19 protein-coding genes are annotated in these 17,698 nt (G+C 60.5%); 13 read left to right on the forward strand and 6 right to left on the reverse strand.

The features are described from left to right. The first annotated feature begins 94 nt into the window (after positions 1–94). The gene (ppk2, locus tag ACKUG4_RS23055) at positions 95–919 is read left to right on the forward strand and encodes a polyphosphate kinase 2 (RefSeq protein ID WP_445434902.1); all 825 of its coding nucleotides are present in this window, start codon (positions 95–97) and stop codon (positions 917–919) included. A 61-nt stretch (positions 920–980) separates the two neighbouring features. Here the strand turns inward: ppk2 and ACKUG4_RS23060 are convergent, their stop codons facing one another. Beyond that, the gene (locus ACKUG4_RS23060) at positions 981–1,172 is read right to left on the reverse strand and encodes a YegP family protein (RefSeq protein WP_039772660.1); all 192 of its coding nucleotides are present in this window, start codon (positions 1,170–1,172) and stop codon (positions 981–983) included. Between the two features lie 275 nt (positions 1,173–1,447). On the opposite strand from ACKUG4_RS23060, the gene ACKUG4_RS23065 reads away from it, so the two are divergent. The 6 genes from ACKUG4_RS23065 to ACKUG4_RS23090 all read left to right on the forward strand — a co-directional run bounded on the left by ACKUG4_RS23065 (position 1,448) and on the right by ACKUG4_RS23090 (position 7,028). Further along, a complete protein-coding gene (locus ACKUG4_RS23065) occupies positions 1,448–2,416 on the forward strand; it encodes a glycosyltransferase family 2 protein (RefSeq protein ID WP_445434903.1) in 969 nt (322 codons plus the stop codon). A 3-nt stretch (positions 2,417–2,419) separates the two neighbouring features. Continuing rightward, the gene (locus tag ACKUG4_RS23070) at positions 2,420–3,130 is read left to right on the forward strand and encodes a class I SAM-dependent methyltransferase (protein ID WP_445434904.1); all 711 of its coding nucleotides are present in this window, start codon (positions 2,420–2,422) and stop codon (positions 3,128–3,130) included. Further along, positions 3,127–3,513, forward strand: coding sequence for a GtrA family protein (locus ACKUG4_RS23075; RefSeq protein WP_064594141.1), 387 nt, complete (start codon positions 3,127–3,129; stop codon positions 3,511–3,513). Before ACKUG4_RS23070 ends, ACKUG4_RS23075 begins: the two co-directional genes overlap by 4 nt. Then, positions 3,510–5,606: a DUF6311 domain-containing protein gene (locus tag ACKUG4_RS23080; protein ID WP_445434905.1), complete on the forward strand. Its 2,097-nt coding sequence runs from the start codon at positions 3,510–3,512 to the stop codon at positions 5,604–5,606. The genes ACKUG4_RS23075 and ACKUG4_RS23080 overlap by 4 nt, the downstream gene beginning before the upstream one ends. Positions 5,607–5,678: 72 nt before the next feature. After that, complete coding sequence (locus tag ACKUG4_RS23085) at positions 5,679–6,605, forward strand: LysR substrate-binding domain-containing protein (RefSeq protein ID WP_045121852.1); 927 nt, start codon at positions 5,679–5,681, stop codon at positions 6,603–6,605. Positions 6,606–6,662: 57 nt separating this feature from the next. Continuing rightward, entirely contained in the window at positions 6,663–7,028 is a 366-nt protein-coding gene (locus ACKUG4_RS23090) for a 5-carboxymethyl-2-hydroxymuconate Delta-isomerase (protein WP_445434906.1), read from the forward strand. 3 nt (positions 7,029–7,031) lie between these two features. On the opposite strand, the gene ACKUG4_RS23095 is transcribed toward ACKUG4_RS23090, so the two are convergent. Beyond that, positions 7,032–7,967, reverse strand: a complete 936-nt coding sequence (locus ACKUG4_RS23095) for a LysR family transcriptional regulator (protein ID WP_064594151.1) — start codon at positions 7,965–7,967, stop codon at positions 7,032–7,034. 198 nt (positions 7,968–8,165) lie between these two features. After that, positions 8,166–9,350 carry a cyanate transporter gene (locus ACKUG4_RS23100; RefSeq protein ID WP_445434907.1) on the reverse strand — a complete coding sequence of 395 codons (1,185 nt, stop codon included), beginning with the start codon at positions 9,348–9,350 and terminating at the stop codon, positions 8,166–8,168. A gap of 298 nt (positions 9,351–9,648) precedes the next feature. Here ACKUG4_RS23100 and ACKUG4_RS23105 point away from each other — a divergent pair, with 298 nt between their 5' ends. From ACKUG4_RS23105 to ACKUG4_RS23120, 4 genes are all read left to right on the forward strand, one after another. After that, positions 9,649–11,298 carry a phosphoethanolamine transferase gene (locus ACKUG4_RS23105; RefSeq protein WP_445434908.1) on the forward strand — a complete coding sequence of 550 codons (1,650 nt, stop codon included), beginning with the start codon at positions 9,649–9,651 and terminating at the stop codon, positions 11,296–11,298. 130 nt (positions 11,299–11,428) lie between these two features. Continuing rightward, positions 11,429–12,562: a ribonuclease D gene (rnd, locus tag ACKUG4_RS23110; protein WP_039772643.1), complete on the forward strand. Its 1,134-nt coding sequence runs from the start codon at positions 11,429–11,431 to the stop codon at positions 12,560–12,562. Further along, positions 12,559–12,852 (forward strand): YcgL domain-containing protein, encoded by a 294-nt coding sequence (locus tag ACKUG4_RS23115; RefSeq protein WP_039772642.1) that lies wholly within the window; start codon positions 12,559–12,561, stop codon positions 12,850–12,852. The genes rnd and ACKUG4_RS23115 overlap by 4 nt, the downstream gene beginning before the upstream one ends. A 106-nt stretch (positions 12,853–12,958) precedes the next feature. After that, a complete protein-coding gene (locus tag ACKUG4_RS23120; protein ID WP_085648592.1) occupies positions 12,959–13,891 on the forward strand; it encodes a D-2-hydroxyacid dehydrogenase in 933 nt (310 codons plus the stop codon). Positions 13,892–14,017: 126 nt separating this feature from the next. On the opposite strand, the gene ACKUG4_RS23125 is transcribed toward ACKUG4_RS23120, so the two are convergent. Beyond that, on the reverse strand, positions 14,018–14,611 hold the full coding sequence (locus tag ACKUG4_RS23125; RefSeq protein WP_445434909.1) for a nitroreductase family protein: 594 nt from the start codon (positions 14,609–14,611) through the stop codon (positions 14,018–14,020). A 279-nt stretch (positions 14,612–14,890) separates the two neighbouring features. On the opposite strand from ACKUG4_RS23125, the gene ACKUG4_RS23130 reads away from it, so the two are divergent. Further along, on the forward strand, positions 14,891–15,340 hold the full coding sequence (locus tag ACKUG4_RS23130) for a YcgN family cysteine cluster protein (RefSeq protein WP_064594159.1): 450 nt from the start codon (positions 14,891–14,893) through the stop codon (positions 15,338–15,340). 20 nt (positions 15,341–15,360) lie between these two features. Beyond that, a complete protein-coding gene (locus ACKUG4_RS23135) occupies positions 15,361–16,590 on the forward strand; it encodes a hypothetical protein (protein ID WP_445434910.1) in 1,230 nt (409 codons plus the stop codon). A 3-nt stretch (positions 16,591–16,593) separates the two neighbouring features. On the opposite strand, the gene ACKUG4_RS23140 is transcribed toward ACKUG4_RS23135, so the two are convergent. Both ACKUG4_RS23140 and ACKUG4_RS23145 read right to left on the reverse strand, forming a co-directional pair. Continuing rightward, on the reverse strand, positions 16,594–16,971 hold the full coding sequence (locus ACKUG4_RS23140; protein WP_039772634.1) for a YgaP family membrane protein: 378 nt from the start codon (positions 16,969–16,971) through the stop codon (positions 16,594–16,596). Between the two features lie 81 nt (positions 16,972–17,052). Then, entirely contained in the window at positions 17,053–17,523 is a 471-nt protein-coding gene (locus ACKUG4_RS23145) for an RNA methyltransferase (RefSeq protein ID WP_007958066.1), read from the reverse strand. Between the last annotated feature and the right edge of the window lie 175 nt (positions 17,524–17,698).

The raw sequence follows: 17,698 nt of genomic DNA on the forward strand, positions 1-17,698 counted from the left end.
TGCTTGCGTTTTGCGATAAATGACTAAACTTTCCGGTTCCAGGTCATGCATTGCCGACGAGCCTGGCTGTCGTTCCAACCCGAGAGGTCTGGTCATGGCAAAGGGAAAGAAGAAAGACTCGCCCCGAGAAAAACCTGACGAACATATAAAACTGTCGAACAAGGACTACCTTGCCGAGTTGCGCCGCCTGCATGTCGAACTGGTGAAAATGCAGGAGTGGGTGAAGGCCGAAGGCATCAAGATCTGCATCATCTTCGAAGGCCGCGACGGTGCAGGCAAGGGCGGCACCATCAAGGCGCTGACCGAGCGGGTCAGCCCGCGAGTCTTTCGCGTCATCGCGTTGCCGGCCCCGACCGATCGCGAGAAGAGTCAGATGTACCTGCAGCGCTATCTGCCGCATTTACCGGCGGCCGGCGAAGTGGTGATCTTCGATCGCAGTTGGTACAACCGCGCCGGCGTCGAGCGGGTGATGGGCTTTTGCACGGACAAACAGGTCGACAAGTTTCTCAAGACCGTGCCGCTGGTGGAGCGCGCAGTTGTCGGTTCGGGGGTGATCCTGCTCAAGTACTGGCTGAATGTCAGTCAGGAAGAACAGACCCGGCGCCTGGAGGCGCGCATTGTCGACGGTCGCAAGATCTGGAAGCTGTCGCCGATGGACCTCAAGTCCTACAGCCGCTGGTATGACTACTCCCGGGCGCGGGACGACATGATCGAAGCGACCGACACCGATTACGCTCCATGGCTGGTGGCCAACTCGAACGACAAACGTCGGGCGCGGCTCAATATCATCTCTGACCTGCTCAGTCGCATCCCCTATAAAGAGGTGCCGCGAGAGAAGGTGACCTTGCCCAAACGGCAGAAACCGGGCGGTTATAAAGAGTCGGATTATCCGTTCAGGCACATTCCCGAGAGGTTCTGAAACCGCATTCGTTCAGTCGCCGGAGCTGCCAATACAGGCAGCCCGGCGTCTTGGGTTTTCCTCAGATCTCCTTGACCGGTGTCTCACCCTTCACACCTTTGATCAACTCGATCACATGCAGACAATCCGCCTTGTTCACGTACGATTCGCCACTGGCGACCGTCTCGTGATTCCCCGCCCTTAATCTCCAGCGCCATTGGCCTTTACCGGTGCTCGGGGTGCCTTTGGATTGCCTGTAAATCTCGAAATACATTCAATTCGCTCCATGCGATGCGTTTGTGCGACAACCTGTCGCTTCGACGCAAGCCTAGCGGAGCGCGGTTTTTTGGCTATCGAGGATTTGTTTCCAATCGTTGGAGAATGTTTCCGTCATGTGCGGGGCAGAGCGTCGGGATCGACCTTTGGATTGGCAGGTACGTCCTCGCGGCGCCCTTGCATGACCTGGTTGGGTGCTGCTTAATACGGCGAGGCTCATGGCGTCGAATCCGTTTCGGCGACCCACCAACACTATAAGAAAAGAGCACTCCATTGACCCATCCGCACGGAACACAACACGTGGGCCCCGTGAAGTTGTCGCTGGCGATCCCCGTATTCAACGAAGAGGACAGCCTCGACGGTTTTCTCCTGCGCATTCGGCAAGTATTCGAGCGAGAGGCGTTGGTCGAACTGGAGCTGGTGTTCGTCAACGACGGCAGTACCGACGCGACGCTGGAGCGTTTGCTGCACTGCCAGCAGAGCGACTCGCGCATCCGTATCGTCGATCTGAGCCGTAACTTCGGCAAGGAGGCGGCGCTTTCCGCCGGTCTGCAGATCTGCACTGGGCAGATCGTGGTGCCGATCGATGTAGATTTGCAGGATCCGCCCGAGGTCATTTTGCAAATGATCGAGCGTTGGCGTGAAGGATTCGAGGTTGTGCTCGGCCATCGCCTTAGCCGGCGCAACGACACTTGGGCCAAGCAAACTTCCGCCAGTTGGTTTTATCGTCTGCATAACAGGATTGCGGAGCAGTCATTGCCGGAAAACGTCGGTGATTTCCGGCTGATGGATCGCTGTGTGGTCGATGCGCTGCTGACCTTGCCCGAGTCCCGGCGCTTCATGAAAGGCCTGTTCGCCTGGGTCGGATTCCGCACCACCCAGGTCGAGTACGAACGCCCGGAGCGGGCGGCGGGGCAGAGCAAGTTCAATGGCTGGCGACTGTGGAATTTCGCGCTCGAAGGCATCACCAGTTTCAGCACCGAACCGTTGCGGATCTGGACGTATCTGGGGGCGCTGGTCTCTCTGGTGTCGTTCGCCTTTGCGATGTTCATTGTGCTGCGCACGCTCATTCATGGCGTTGACTTGCCCGGTTACGCCTCGCTGATGGTGGCCGTGACGTTTCTCGGCGGTTTGCAGTTGATCGGCATCGGCGTGCTTGGCGAGTACCTGGGCCGCACTTATATCGAAGCGAAGCGCCGGCCGGTTTTCCTGGTGCGCCGCATTTACGAATCCAAGGACTGAAGCATGGATCTCAAGGAAACCGACATCCTCGGCGACAGCATCGGCGAGCATTGGTATTACTGCTCCAAAGCGGCCGCCACCCGCCGCTTGCTGGGTGAAGCGCCGATCAAACGAATTCTCGACGTCGGCGCCGGTTCAGGATTCTTCTCCCATCATTTGTTGACCCACACGGCGGCGCGCGAAGCGTGGTGCGTGGACATCAGCTACCCGGCCGATTCGAGCGCCACCACCGCCGGCAAACCGGTGCATTACCGTCGCTCGATCGACAAAGTCGACGCTGATCTGGTGCTGCTGATGGATGTGTTGGAGCACGTTGATGACGACCTCGGCCTGCTCAAATCCTACGTCGACAAAGTGCCGTCCGGCAGTCGCTTTCTGATGACCGTGCCGGCGTTCCAGTTCATGTGGAGCGGGCACGATGATTTCCTCGAACACAAGCGTCGCTACACCCTGGGACAATTCGAAGCCCTGACCGCGGATGCCGGATTGACGGTGGAGCGGGGCGCCTATTACTTCGGCGCGGTCTTCCCGCTTGCGCTGGCGTCGCGCCTGATACCCGGTGGCATTCGGGGTTCGGCCCCGCGCTCGCAGCTGAAAAAACACTATCCGTTGGTCAATATGCTGCTGAAAACCCTGTGCAGTCTTGAGCTGCCGTTGATGGGTATCAACCGTGCGGGCGGTCTGAGTGTGTTCGTGCTGGCGCGCAAGCCGTGACACCCACCGAAAGATCCGCCTTGATCCAGCGCGGCTTGCGCTTCGCCGTGACCGGTCTGTTTGTCACGGCGCTGCACGCGCTGGTGGCGGTGCTGTTCATCAACTTCGTCAGCCCCCTGCCTCCGTTGGCCAACGGTGTGGCTTTTATTGTGGCGACGTTGGTGTCCTACGTGATCAACACCACCTGGAGTTTTTCGGCCCGCCTGCACGGTAAAACCCTGCTGCGTTTCATGCTGGTTTCGGCGGGCGGTTTCCTGTTGGCGATGTTCGTGGCCTGGGCGGCACAGATGGCAGGGCTGCACTATCTCGCCGGAATCGGTGCCGTGGCGCTGACGATTCCGGCATTCACCTTCGTACTGCATAACTTCTGGACGTATCGATGAAGGACTCACAGGAGCACCCGGCACTTTCCCTGTTGCCATTGTTTTTGGGTGCTCTGGTGTTTTTTCTGGTGGTCGGACCGCAAGCGCTGAACCCGCAGAACATTGCCTGGCTGGAGCAGGGCGATCCGGCCACGCATTATCTGGGCTGGGCGTTTTTCCGACATTCGCCGTGGACTTTCCCGCTCGGGCTCAATCCGTCATACGGATTGGAACTGGGTAGCGCGATCATTTTTTCCGACTCCAATCCACTACTGGCGCTGCTGTTCAAACCATTCAATGCCTGGTTGCCGGACACCTTTCAGTATTTCGGATTGTGGCTGCTGACCTGTTGTGTCCTGCAAGCCTGGTTCGGCTGGAAACTGATGGGGCTGATGACGGCCAATCCCTTGATTCGACTGCTGGGTGCCGGGCTGCTGGTGTTCTCGCCAGCGATGTTCTTGCGCATGGGCGGGCATCTTTCACTGGCCGGCCATTTCCTGATCCTGGCTGCGTTATACCTCGCGCTGCTGCCGAACCTGCGCCGACGGCGCTTGGCCTGGGGCACCTTGCTGGCGGTGACGGCATGGGTGCACGCCTATCTGCTGGCCATGGTTGCGCTGATCTGGGTGGCGGATTTGCTGGGCAAGACATTCAATCAGTCACTGGCCCGGCGTCAGGGTTTGATCGAGGGCGGCATGCTTTTCGCCCTGGTGAGCGTGTGTTGCTGGCAGGCCGGGTACTTCAGCATTGCCGATGGCGCGGCCTCCGGTGGGTTCGGTTTGTACCGGATGAATCTGCTGTCGCCTGTCGATCCGGCCGGCTGGTCCCTGATTCTGTCTGGTCTGCCAAAAGGAGAAGGAGATTACGAAGGTTTCAACTACTTCGGCCTGGGCGTTCTGTTGCTGGTGCCGCCGGCTTTTTTGGCCTGGCTGCGTAACCGGCATTCCTTGAAGGATGAAGTACGTGCTCGTCCATGGCTGTTGCTGGCCATGCTCGGTTTATGGCTGTTCGCGCTGTCGAACCGAATAGGCATTGGCGCGTTGACGTTCGAGTACCCGCTGCCGGATGGCGTCATTGCCCTGGCCAGTATTTTTCGGGCCTCGGGGCGGATGTTCTGGCCGGTGTTGTATGCCTGCGTCCTGACCATGATTTTTCTGGTGATACGCGGTTACCGGCCACGCATCGCCATCGCTCTGCTTGCCGTCGTGTTGTTAATCCAGGTTGCCGACACCCGCGGCGGATGGATGGCTATCAGCCAGGGAAAAATGTTGGCGCCATCATCGGTGTGGAGCAGCCCGATGGTTGATCCCTTCTGGGCCAGTGCTGCTGCGCGTTATAGCAATGTGCGCAGTCTGATGCCGCAGAACCAGGGCGAACGCTGGCAGCTGATCGCCGGTTTCGCAGCGACCCACGGGCTGAAAACCGATGCGGTGTATCTGGGGCGTATGAGCACTTCGGCGCTGCTGTTGGCACAGCAGAAAGCACAGGCGATGCTCGAATCCGGGCAGTACGACCCAGACTCGTTGTACCTGCTGGACGACGATGCGCTGGTCGAAGCTGCAAAAAACATCAACAGTGAAACCGATCTGTTGACGCGCGTGGACGGGGTAGCGGTTCTGGCGCCTGGCTGGAAGCGCTGCAGAGAATGCCTGCAGGTGCCTGATGAAGGGCAGCAGATATTGCTCACGCCCCTCACTCGTCCAGGACAGACGCTCACCTTCAACTATCGCAACCGACAACTGACCGGCGGCTGGTCGAAACCGGAAAGCTGGGGGACGTGGACGGAAGGACAACAGGCGAAAATCCAATTGAGAGTTTTGCCACCGGCACGCTCGATCGTGATCGACGCATTGGCATTCATTCAGCCCACGCACCCCGGCCAGCGGGTGATCGTCAGCCTGAATGGCCAACGGGTACTGGAGACCCGTTTGACGCAGTTTCAAGGCAACCGCCTGGAGATTCCGATCAGTGCCGCGCTCAACCAGCGCCTCGGGAGGGATGACCGGCTCGACATCGAATTGCAGCTGCCGGATGCCGTCAGCTCTCGGCAGCTGGGTATCAACGACGATTCACGGATCATGGCCCTGGGGCTGCAGACATTAACGGTGCAATGACGCAGCGTTTCGATGGACGCCGCCCCCACGGCCTTTCTACACTTCCGCCATCTGGGGATCGGGGGGCAATGGATGAACCGCAATGAACTTCGCAAGGCCGACATCAACCTGATGGTGGTGTTCGAGACCTTGATGCTCGAACGCAACGTGACGCGGGCCGCCGAGAAGCTGTTTCTCGGCCAGCCGACCATCAGTTCGGCGCTCAACCGTCTGCGCACCATGCTTAACGATCCGTTGTTCATTCGCGTCGGCCATCGCATGGAGCCGACTGCCCGCGCCGAAGACATTTATCGCCATCTCAAGCCCGCGCTCGATTCGCTGTCGGTGGCGCTTAGCCTGACCCGTGATTTCGACCCCGCCGTCAGCACCATGACGTTTCGCATCGGCCTGTCGGACGACGTCGAATTCGGCCTGCTGCCGCCGCTGTTGCGCGCCTTGCGTCAGGAGGCGCCGAGCGTGGTGTTCGTCGTGCAGCATGTCGATTACTGGCGGATTCCCGACTTGCTGGCGGCGGGCGATATCACCGTCGGCATCAGCCAGACCCGCGGCCTTCCGGCCAATGCCAAGCGCAAATTGTTGCGACACATTCAGCCGAGCATCCTGCGTGCCGACAAGTCCGACACGCCGCTGACCCTCGATGAATATTGCGCACGTCCTCACGTGCTGGTTTCCCACACCGCCAATGTCAGTGGCTACGCCGATGAGTGGCTGGCGGACATTGGTCGCACCCGTCAGGTGGTGTTGTCGGTGCCGCAGTACAGTTCGTTGCCGGCGCTGCTGGCCGGCACCGATCTGATCGCCAGCCTGCCGGACTACACCGCCGACGCCATGGCCGCTTCCGGGTTCTTGTTCAAGGAGCCGTTCCCGTTCAAGACCCCGACCCTCGACCTGTCGATGGTCTGGCTCAGCCACGTCGACAGCGACCCGGCCGAGCGCTGGTTGCGCTCGCGGCTGGAGCAGTTCATGAGTGAGCGGCCGGTGATGTCGTCGTTGGCGTGAGTCAGGCGTTGCTGTGTTATATCTACGGCCTTTTTGCCGAACCTCTGGAGCACTGACATGCCACACCTGCACCTGGAATACACCGCCAACCTGCCGCACCTGAACGCCGACGTGGCGTTGATCCGGCTCAACAACACGCTGGTGGGTTCCGGTCAATTCTCGGCGGAGTTCGATATCAAGAGTCGTGCCACCAAGGTTGAAACCTTCAAGGTCGGCACCGCCATGAACGAGCGCGCCTTTGTGGCGGTAAGGCTGGCGCTGTTCAGCGGTCGTTCCTCGGAGATCAAGACGCAACTTTCGCAGAGCCTGCTGGCGGTGTTGCAGGAACTGTGCGAATGGCCGGTCGGGGTCGAGGTGCAGCTGAGCGTGGAACTGCTCGACATCGACCGTGGGTCCTACAACAAGACCGCCATCGGCGTGTAGAACTCAAGCCGTTTCCAGTTCCGCGCAGGTCTTGATGACCTGCTCGCGCAGCCAGAGGTTGGCGCTGTCCTGATCGACGTTATGGCTCCACTGCATGTCGAGGGTGAACCCCGGCAGACCATTCGGCGCCTCGCAATGGTTGAATACCGCGTCGTTGGTCAGCAAGCGCTGAATGCGCCGGGGCAGGGTGAGGATGAAATCGGTGCCGGTGATCATCTTCAACGCCGCGCTGTAACTGTTGGAGCGGGCGACGATCTGGCGTTTCTGCGCCTGGCGCGCCAGCCAGCCATCGACCATATTGGTGGTCGACGTCCACGGTGTCGGGAACACATGCCGGCGTTCGGTGAAGGCTTGCAGACTCAGGCGCGGTTCCAGCGGCGTGGCGCGTTTGTCGAAGACGCAGACCAGGTCATCTTCCAGCAGCATGCGTGATTTCAGATCGGCGTGGCTGCGATGGAAGTGTGGGCCGAAGCAGATCACCAGATCGAGGCTGCCGTCGCGCAGCTCTTCGACCGGCACGTCGGTTTCGAACTTGTGCATGTTGACCATCACCGGCAAGTCATCGAAGTCGAAGCGCTTCAACATTCGCGGCAGGATCAGTTGTTCGAAGTATTCCGGGGCGCAGATGTTGAAGGTCACCGGTTGCGCCATCGGGTCGAAGGTCGGGGCGCCGGCGTGGCACAGGTTGATGCTTTCGAGGATTTTCTGCACATGGCCATACATACTGCTGGCCTTGTAGGTCGGGCGCATGCCCGTGCGGGTGTTGACGAACAATTCGTCTTCGAAGCTGGTGCGCAGTTTTTTCAGGCAGTAGCTGACGGTGGACTGGCTGACGAACAGCGCCTCTGACACATCGGTGACGCTGCTTTGCTCATACACGGCGACAAACACCATGAGATCCTGCATGTCGAGCTTTCTAAGCAAGTTACTGTTCAGCATCCGTTCTGTCTCGCTGTGCTCCTTGCGCCGAATCCGCGCAAACGTGTGCGCATGATCGTAACGGAACGATGGTGCCAGGAGAAAGCCCTGTAGGACGTTTCACGGTCAGTTGTGGGACAGAAAGTTTTAGTAACACGACGTGCCCAATCAAACCCGGCAAAGATGGCCAGAAGCCTTTATCCAGACGGGTCGGTCAGATTAGCCCATGTGCTGCGCGTAATACCGCGGGTTGAAACGCAGCACCATCAGCAGCATCAGCGCCATCACCGCCGTCAATGACCACCAGGCCCATTCGAAGCTGCCCAGTCGATCGCGAACCATCCCGGCCATCAACGGCGAGAGCCCGGCAATCAGGTAGCCGATGCCTTGTACGAATGCGGTCAGCCCGCCGGCCCGTTGCGGTTCGTCGAGGTGATCGAGGGATACGATCAGGCTCATCGGAAACAGTCCGCCGATGCCTAGCCCGAGCAGGCAGGGCCACAGCAGGCTCAGGTGCTGCGGGCTGAGGATCAGACCCAGGAATCCGGCGATGATCAATCCGAGCAGAGCGCCGAGCACCAGGCGTCGGTCACGGCTGCGATTGGCGATGGCGGGCACCACCAGCCCGGAAATCACCTCCATGGCCGTCAGAAAACCCAGCATCAGGCCGGCGTTTTGTTCGCTCCAGCCTTTTTCCACGTAGTACGGCGCCAACCAGGCGAGCACGCAGGTGTAGGACGCGGTGCCCAGACCGAAGAAGATCGCGAGCAACCAGGCGCGGGAATTCGTGAAGAAAGATTCTTTTCTGACGACGGTCCGGATGGTGTCCGGTGACGTGGCGCGGGTTGTCCACCACACAGGAATGGCGAGCAGTGCCAAAACCGCCCAGACCGCCAGACCTGCCCGCCAGTTGCCGGTCTGCATCAACACCCACGGTGCAAACGAAGCCGCCAGCGCCGCGCCGCCCATGATCGAGGTGACGTAAAGCCCCATGCACAGCGCCACGTTGTCGGGAAACCGCGATTTGATCAGCGCTGGCATCAAGGCCTGGATCAGTGCAATGCCGATCCCGGCCAGCACGGCGCTGGCGATCAATTCCCCCGCCGAGTCGAGAAACAACCGCGACAGCGTTGCCACGCCAATGATCAGCAACGACAGCAGCACCGTGCGTTGTTCACCAAGGCGCTGGCTGACCGCCATGCCGAAGAACATCGCCAGCCCCATCGCCATCACCGGCAGCAGCGTCAGCAACGCTGCGAGGCTGAAACTCAGCGGCATATCGCCGCGAATGGCCGAGAGCAAAGGACCCACCGCCGCCATCGACGGGCGCAAATTGAGGGCGACCAGGATGATGCCGAGCATCAGCCAGAGGGCGGGGCGGGCAGCGGCGCGAACGTTTTCCATCTTCAAACCTTTGAACCAGAGACTGTCGATTAGGCGGGCAGGCGAGCGGGGCGGCAAATCAGAAAGTCGGGAGCGCTATCGAGAAATTCGATACGGCGTTTTCGTTGCCCGCGACTGAACCACAGCTGAATCATTCTCAAATACGCTGCAAGTTTCATGGTTATTTCATGTGCCAACTAATCGTTGGCTTCTTTTTCACAAAAAATTGATGGTTGCCTGCATAAAGTTTGTGTGGTCTGAGTCAATGAAATTTTCACAATTGACGACGGCACTTATTTCAAGGAAATAGCCCCTCGCCATGTTCAAGTTAAAAGCCGTGCGCCCGGAATGGGTGACGTTGTTTGCCAGCGCCTTTCTTTTGACCGGATTCAATTTCGTTCTCTGGCAACACCTGTTCGACATCACCGCTGCGGACGGCAAGGGCATTGCCATGCGCATTGCGTTCGGGGTGATGATCTTCGCGGCGTATAACATCGTGTTGACGTTGCTGGCGTTTCGACCCGTATTGAAACCCGTATTGACGTTGTTGTTCATGGTCAGTGCCGGCGTGGCGTATTTCATGAGCCAATACGGGGTCATGATCGATGCCGGCATGTTTCGCAACTTTGCCGAAACCAATGCCACGGAAGTTCGCGACCTGCTGTCTTTGAAGTTGCTGGCTTATATCGTTTTTCTGGGTGTCTTGCCGTCCTGGTTGTTATGGAAAGTTCCAGTCAACTATCGTCGCTGGCATCGCGAGTTATTAAGCAAAGTTGTGGTGAGTGTCGCGTCGGTTGCCGTCATTGGCGGCGTGGCGCTGGCCAACTATCAGGGGTTGTCCTCGCTGTTTCGCAATCACCACGAAATTCGCCTGATGCTGGTGCCGAGCAACTACATCGGTGCTTCGGCCGGTTATCTGCGCGAGCAGGTGGCTTCGGCGCAGCAACCGTTTGTCACGATCGGCGAAGACGCCCAGCGCAATGCCTCCGTGCAGAATCATCCGCGCAAATCCCTGACGGTGCTGGTGGTGGGGGAAAGTGCCCGGGCGGAAAACTTCGGCATCCTCGGTTATAACCGCGACACCACGCCGAAACTGGACAAGGAAGCCGGCCTGATCGCCTTCACCGACGTGCATTCCTGCGGCACGGAAACCGCTGTGTCGGTGCCGTGCATGTTCTCCAACATGGGCCGCAAGGACTACGACGCCAGCAAGGCGAAGAATGAGGAAGGGCTGCTGGACGTGCTCAAGCGTGCCGGGATCGACGTGATCTGGCGCGACAACCAGTCCGGCTGCAAGGGCACCTGCGATCGCGTCACCCTGCAGGACGTCAGCAACCTCAAGGATCCGGCGCTGTGCGCCAACAGCGAGTGCCGCGACGAAATCCTGTTGCAGGGCCTGCAAAGTTTCATCGATCACCTGGACAAGGACACCGTACTGGTCCTGCACCAGATGGGCAGCCACGGCCCTGAGTATTTCAAGCGTTATCCAAAGGAATACGAGCACTTCACCCCGGTATGTGAAAGCAACGCGCTAAACAATTGCAGCCGCGAAAGCATCGTCAACGGCTACGACAACACGCTGGTGTACACCGACCATGTGCTGTCGAGCCTGATCGATGTGCTGCGTAGCAATCAGGACAAGGTCGATACCGCCATGCTGTACCTGTCCGACCATGGCGAATCCCTGGGCGAATACAACCTGTTCCTCCACGGCACGCCGTACATGCTGGCGCCGGAGCAACAGAAACACGTAGCGATGCTGGCGTGGTTCTCCGACAGCTATCAGAAGTCCTACTCGGTCGACACCCATTGCCTGCAAATGAGCCGCGACAAGCCGCTGAGCCAGGACAATCTGTTCCACTCGATGCTCGGACTGCTGGAAGTGCAGAGCAAGGTCTACCAGCAGGATCTGGACCTGTTTGCCGGCTGCCGGGGCGCGGTGATCGACGGCGTGTTGGCCAAGGACTGAGCCGGCAGACTCACTCTGTAAGACTATTCTTTCCCTCAGGCAGGAGATTTCATCAAGCTCTTGCCCTGTAGAGGCGCGGAAAGCGCCGGTGGCGATATATACTGCGCGCCATTCTTGAAGGGAGAGCCGTGTGGCCATCGATATTCACTGGATTCGCGACAACGATAGCCTCGCGCAGTTTTGCGCCGAGTGGCAGCAGCTGCCGTTCGTTGCCCTCGACACCGAATTCATGCGGGTCGACACCTTCTACCCGATTGCCGGGCTGTTGCAGGTCGGCGACGGCAAACGCGCCTACCTGATCGACCCGCTGACCATCAACGCCTGGCAACCCTTGGCCGCGTTGCTGGAAAACCCGGCGGTGCTCAAAGTCCTGCACGCCTGCAGCGAAGACCTTGAAGTCCTGCTGCGCCTGACCGGCAGCCTGCCGGCGCCCCTGTTCGACACGCAACTGGCCGCTGCCTACCTGAACCTCGGGTTCTCGATGGGCTATTCGCGTCTGGTGCAGGAAGTGCTCGGCATCGAACTGCCGAAGGGTGAAACCCGTTCCGACTGGCTGCAGCGTCCGTTGTCCGACACGCAAATCAGCTATGCCGCCGAAGACGCCGTGCATCTGGCGGAGGTTTTCGTACAACTGCGTCCGAAACTGTCCGACGACAAATACGCCTGGGTACTGGAGGATGGCGCCGAACTGGTCGCCAACCTGCGCCGCGAGACCGATCCGTACGAGGTGTATCGCGAGGCCAAACTGGCGTGGAAACTGTCCCGCGCCCAACTGGCCGTGCTGCGCGAACTGTGTGCCTGGCGTGAGCGCGAAGCCCGCGCCCGCGATCTGCCGCGCAACCGCATCGTGCGCGAACACTCGCTGTGGCCGCTGGCCCGGACCCAACCGGACAACCTCAGCGCGCTGGGCAAGATCGAAGACATGCACCCGCGTACCGTGCGTCAGGACGGCGAGTTTCTGCTTGATCTGATCAAGCGCTCTGGCAGTGTGGGGCCAGATCAATGGCCGCCAGCCGTACCGGAGCCGTTGCCGATCGAAGCCGCCGCGCTGATCAAACAGCTGCGGGCGCTCGGTCAGGCCGAAGCGGAACGTCTGGGCATCGCGCCGGAACTGATGCTGCGCAAGAAAACCCTCGAAGCGCTGGTCAAAAGCGGCTTCCCCGAGGGCCCTTACCAATTGCCTGATTCGCTGCGTGGCTGGCGCCGCGAATTGATGGGCCAGAAGCTGCTCGACAGCCTGGCCACCGCCGGAGAACAGCCTTGAAACGTATTTGTTCCATCTATCAAAGTTCGAAGAAAAGCGGCATGTACCTTTACGTGCTCAAAAGCGATGCGCTGGAGCGCGTGCCGGAAGGCCTGATGGCGGCGTTCGGCAAGGCCAGGCACTCCTTCGATCTGGTGCTGACCCCCGAGCGCAAGCTGGCCAGCGAAGACATCGCAGTGGTCCTGGAAAACCTCGAAAAGCAGGGCTATCACCTGCAAATGCCACCGGCCGAGGAAGAGTACATCGAACACTTGCCCGAAGAGTTGCTGCGACGCAACGACCCGGTCTGATCCGCGAGGCCCTGTCCTGGGCCTCTGGTAACCCCTGGAACGGTTTTTACGGCGACGGCTTCCACGAAGTGGACGGCCGCCTGCACGGTTTGCGAAAGGTTTGAAGATGCGCGTTCTGATTGCTGAACACGACCACGCGATATACGCCCGACTGCTGCGTCAGGCGGCCCCCGAGCTTGAAGTGCTGACCAGTGGCGACTCCGCCGAACTGGCCCGCCAGGCTGCCGATTGCCCGGTGTGGCTGGGCCAGCCGGATCTGTTGGCGACCCTGTTGCGTCAGGGCCACGAGCCACAATGGCTGCAATCGACCTGGGCGGGCATCACGCCGCTGCTGGCCGACGGCCTGCGCCGGGATTACCGCCTGACCCGGGCGGTCGGCATTTTCGGTCAGGTGATGGCCGAGTACGTGCTGACCTACATGCTCGGCCACGAGCGCGAAGTGCTGGCGCGGCTGGTCAGCCAGGTCGAGCGCAAGTGGGACAACCGCACCGGCCAGAGTCTGGTCGGACGCAAGGTGCTGATCGTCGGCACCGGTGACATCGGCCAGAGCGTGGCGCAGTTCCTGCTGCCGTTCGGCGTCGAGTTGTACGGCATCGCCAGCAGCGCCCGCGAACAGGCGCCGTTTGTCGAAGTCGGTTCGATGGCGGACTTGCCGCGTCTGGTCGGCGAGGTGGATTACGTGGTCAATCTGCTGCCCAACACCGAGCACACCCACGACATCTACGACGCTGCGCTGTTCAAGCAATTCAAGCCGACTGGTTTGTTCATCAACGCCGGGCGCGGTGTGGCGGTGGTCGATGCAGATCTGGTCGAAGCATTGAAGGAAGGCCATCTGGCTGGCGCGGTGATCGATGTCTGCCGCCAGGAGCCGCTGCCGCAACGGCATCCGTTCTGGACCGCGTGGGGCTTGCTGCTGACCGGGCACAGCTCGGCGCCGACCTCGCCGCCGATGATGGTGCAGTTGTTTCTGGATAACTTGCGGGCGTATCAGGCGGGTGAAGCGTTGCGCGGGGAAGTGGATTTCGCACGCGGTTACTGATTCACCGCAGTGAAAAATGTGGGAGCGGGCTTGCTCGCGAAAGCGGTTTATCAGTCAGCCAAGTCGTCGACTGGTAAGCCCTCTTCGCGAGCAAGCCCGCTCCCACAGTTCGTTTTGCAGTGTGGCTTAGAGGGTGAAGTCGCCTTCAGCCGCCAGTTCGCTCAGCGGACGACGCGGGCTCGGCGTTTCCCGTGCTTGCAGGTATTCGGCCAGGGTTGCCTTGTCACCCAGCTTGCCCACCGCCACGGCGGCATGCAGCGCATAATCTTCAGGAATGTGCAGCTCCTTGCGGGTCAGCTCCTGATCGAAGCCGGCCATGCCGTGGGTGTGCCAGCCGCTCAGGCTCGCTTGCAGTGCCAGATGGCCCCACGCCGAACCGGTGTCGAAGGTGTGCCACAACGCCGGCGTTTCCTCGGTCGCGCCTGGTGCGGTGAAGGTGGTTTTTGAAATCACGATCACCAGCGCCGAAGCGTGCTGTGCCCAGCTGCGGTTGAATTCATTGAGCAGGCCCAGGTAGCGCTCCCAGTTTGGCGTGTCGCGACGGGCGTAGAGAAAACGCCACGGCTGCGAGTTGTATGCCGATGGCGCCCAGCGTGCAGCTTCGAAGAAGCTCAGCAGGGTTTCTTCCGGGATCGCTTCGCCGGTGAAGGCGCGGGGCGACCAGCGATCGGTGAACTGCGGGTGAATGGCGTATTCGGCAACGCGAGGGTTGGCACTCATCGAAAGATTCCTTGCTACGTTTGAGGACAGGTTGGAAGCGAAACCCGGCGGGATCAGTTGGGCTGAACGATGGGGTTGGGGCGCAAGCCTGCAGTTCACCGGATGCGACGCGGTCGAGCGTTAATGGCATCCGGTAAAGGCCTGGTGAGACCGGCAAAGCTACTTGGCCGCGCAAAAACTGACAAGCCCCGCACAACCGGCAGTCGCCAGCGCTTGGCCCACGGGGCCTTGGGCACTAGACTGGCGGCCTTTTCACCACCTGATGTTGATGCTTGAGCCATGGCCGCCAAAGTCGAACCGTTCTGGATACGCAAAACCCTCGATCAACTCGATCACGAGGAATGGGAATCGCTGTGCGACGGTTGCGGCCTGTGCTGCCTGCAAAAGCTCGAGGATGAAGAAGACAACAGCGTCTATTACACGCGCATCGCCTGCAAACTGCTGGACCTGAAAACCTGTCAGTGCAGCGATTACCCGAACCGCATGCAGTTTGTCCCGGACTGCATCCAGCTCACCCCGGGCCAGGCCGAAGAATTCAAATGGCTGCCGCCGACCTGCGGTTATCGGCTGGTCAGCGAAGGCAAGGACCTGCCGCTGTGGCATCACCTGGTCTGCGGTGATCGCGACGCGGTACACCACGAACGGATTTCCCAGTCCGGGCGCATGCTCGCCGAAGGCAGCGTGCCGGAAGACGACTGGGAAGATCACCTGATTTTCCGCGCAGGTTAACGATTGACCAAGGAGCAGGTATGGCGACGGGATTGCGCCGGGCGCTGATCGTCACGCTGCTGGCGCTGAGTGCGCCGGTGTGGGCGGCGAAGAAAGTCGATCTGGATTATCAGGTACGCCTGCTGCCGCAGAGCGATCAGGCCGAGGTACGACTGACCCTCGCCAAAGGCGAAGTGGTGCGCAGCCTGGATTTCGACCTCGGCGACGGCAGTCACTACAGCGACTTCAAGGCCGACGGTCAGTGGCAACTGACACCGGGCAAACCGGCGCGCGGGGTCTGGCGCCCGACGGCGGACAAGGCCAGCCTGACCTACCGCGTACGCATCAGCCACGGCCGCAAGAACGGCAGCTTCGACACGCGCATGACCCCGACCTGGGCGCTGATGCGCGGCGATGAACTGGTGCCGCCGGCCAGGCTCGATCAGCAGGACGGCATCGAACTGGTCGCGCGCCTGCACTTTGAATTGCCCGACGGCTGGAAAAGCGTCGAAACCGCCTGGCCGCGCATCGGCAAGAACAAATTCCGTATCGACAATCCGTCACGCCTGTTCGACCGCCCGACCGGCTGGATGCTCGCCGGCCACCTCGGCAGCCGCCGCACGCGGTTGGGGGAAACCGAAGTCACCGTGGCCTCGCCGCAAGGGCAGGGCATGCGCCGGATGGACGTGCTGACGCTGCTGACGTTCGTCTGGCCGCAGGTGCAAGCGGTGTTTCCGCGCCACCCGAGCAAACTGCTGATCGTCGGCGCCAATGACCCGATGTGGCGCGGCAGCCTGGCGGCGCGGGAGTCGATCTACCTCAACACACGCTTGCCGCTGGTCAGCGAAAGCGGCAGCAGTGCTTTGGTGCGCGAACTGGCACAGGTGTTCGGGCGGATCAACGACGAACAGCGCAGCGACTGGATCAGCGAAGGGTTTGCCGAGTATTACGCCATTGAACTGGTGCGCCGTGCCGGCGGCATGAGTGACGAGCGTTATCAGAGCTTGCAGGCGAAACTTGTGAAGGACAGTCAGAAAGTCACGACCCTGCGCGGCGAGCAGATCAGCCCGGCGCAGGTGTCGAAAGCGGTGTTGCTATTGCAGGAGCTGGACGGCGAGATTCGCCTGAAGACCCGCAACAAGCGCTCGCTGGATGATGTCCTGCGCGGGGCGATGCATCTGGGGACGGTGGACACCAAAGAGTTCGTGCAACTCGCCGAAAGCGTTCTCGGCGAGTCGTCCAAAGTCCTTGATAGCGGGTTGCTTCGGTAGCGGTCAAACCCCGGCTTTCGGCGATTTCACCGAGTCATTGCCGGTCACGGTGGCGGTGTTGGTCGCCGCCTCGGCATTGGCCTTGAGCTTGCTCAGCTCTTCACCGGCCCGCTCGATCTTCGCCCGCACGTTGTTCATGTCCTGACGGCTTTTCTCCAGCAGGCTTTTCACCGAGCTGTGGCCGGTGATGCCGCGGGCCATGGCCACGCCGCCAATCGCCACCTGAATCAGCCCGAATACGCCGCCACGGCGCAGGCCCTTGCCGACCATGATCACGCCGCCGGCCAGCGAACCGATGCGCTCCCAGCCTTCGACGTTCTGCTCGGGACGGCTCTGAAACGGGGTGGATTCGATACGTTCGACACGTTTGAGCTCGGTCATGATCTTTCTCCAGGCAATGAGTAATGGATAAACAAGCTGACTGCGCAGGCGGTCAGCTCGTTCCATCGGATGTGCGGCGTTTCAGCGGAATTTCGGTCCGGAGCGGGTATTCAGGCCTTTGGCCATGCGGTCGTAGAGCACGACGTTGACCGTGGCGGCGAGGTTCATGCAGCCGGTGGTCGGGATGTACACGACGTCTTCGCACCAGTCGCGGATCTCCTGATCCAGCGAGCCGTCTTCTGGGCCGAAGATGTACAGGGCACGATCCGGGTGGGTGTATTCCGGCAGGGGGCGAGCGCCGTCGACCAGTTCCACGGCAACCGGGACGCAGTTGAGCGGCAGGATCTTTTTCAGGTCGTCAATGCCGATCAGCGGGATGTCGTAGTGCACGCGCTTGGTATCGGTGACGAAATCGGCGGCGCGCTCATAGCGCTTGCCGGTGTAGAACACGGTCGACACGCCGTAGCAGCCTGCGGCGCGCATCACCGAACCGACGTTTTCCGGTGATTTGGGGTTATACAAACCAATGCAGCTGTACCGTTTGTCTGCCACGAGCGGGGTGCCTTCGGGAAAAAGAGGGCGATTATACGGGGATTGGGGGAGGGCGGGCAGATTCAAGACTTTTAGTGCCTGTCCCGGCCCATTCGCGGGCAAGCCCGCTTGTATGTTTAGACTTGAAGGGGTGGGCGGGACTAAAAGCTCGATTCCGACTCTAGCCAGTACGGAC

This window comes from Candidatus Pseudomonas auctus (assembly GCF_048654275.1).
GTDB classification, from domain to species: Bacteria; Pseudomonadota; Gammaproteobacteria; order Pseudomonadales; family Pseudomonadaceae; genus Aquipseudomonas; species Aquipseudomonas pharyngis.

Coding starts and splice junctions, on each gene's coding strand:
- ppk2 (WP_445434902.1), top strand. CDS start 95: ATGGCAAAGGGAAAGAAGAAAGACTCGCCCCGAGAAAAACCTGACGAA.
- ACKUG4_RS23060 (WP_039772660.1), bottom strand. CDS start 1,172: ATGTATTTCGAGATTTACAGGCAATCCAAAGGCACCCCGAGCACCGGT.
- ACKUG4_RS23070 (WP_445434904.1), top strand. CDS start 2,420: ATGGATCTCAAGGAAACCGACATCCTCGGCGACAGCATCGGCGAGCAT.
- ACKUG4_RS23080 (WP_445434905.1), top strand. CDS start 3,510: ATGAAGGACTCACAGGAGCACCCGGCACTTTCCCTGTTGCCATTGTTT.
- ACKUG4_RS23085 (WP_045121852.1), top strand. CDS start 5,679: ATGAACCGCAATGAACTTCGCAAGGCCGACATCAACCTGATGGTGGTG.
- ACKUG4_RS23090 (WP_445434906.1), top strand. CDS start 6,663: ATGCCACACCTGCACCTGGAATACACCGCCAACCTGCCGCACCTGAAC.
- ACKUG4_RS23095 (WP_064594151.1), bottom strand. CDS start 7,967: ATGCTGAACAGTAACTTGCTTAGAAAGCTCGACATGCAGGATCTCATG.
- ACKUG4_RS23100 (WP_445434907.1), bottom strand. CDS start 9,350: ATGGAAAACGTTCGCGCCGCTGCCCGCCCCGCCCTCTGGCTGATGCTC.
- ACKUG4_RS23105 (WP_445434908.1), top strand. CDS start 9,649: ATGTTCAAGTTAAAAGCCGTGCGCCCGGAATGGGTGACGTTGTTTGCC.
- ACKUG4_RS23120 (WP_085648592.1), top strand. CDS start 12,959: ATGCGCGTTCTGATTGCTGAACACGACCACGCGATATACGCCCGACTG.
- ACKUG4_RS23125 (WP_445434909.1), bottom strand. CDS start 14,611: ATGAGTGCCAACCCTCGCGTTGCCGAATACGCCATTCACCCGCAGTTC.
- ACKUG4_RS23130 (WP_064594159.1), top strand. CDS start 14,891: ATGGCCGCCAAAGTCGAACCGTTCTGGATACGCAAAACCCTCGATCAA.
- ACKUG4_RS23135 (WP_445434910.1), top strand. CDS start 15,361: ATGGCGACGGGATTGCGCCGGGCGCTGATCGTCACGCTGCTGGCGCTG.
- ACKUG4_RS23140 (WP_039772634.1), bottom strand. CDS start 16,971: ATGACCGAGCTCAAACGTGTCGAACGTATCGAATCCACCCCGTTTCAG.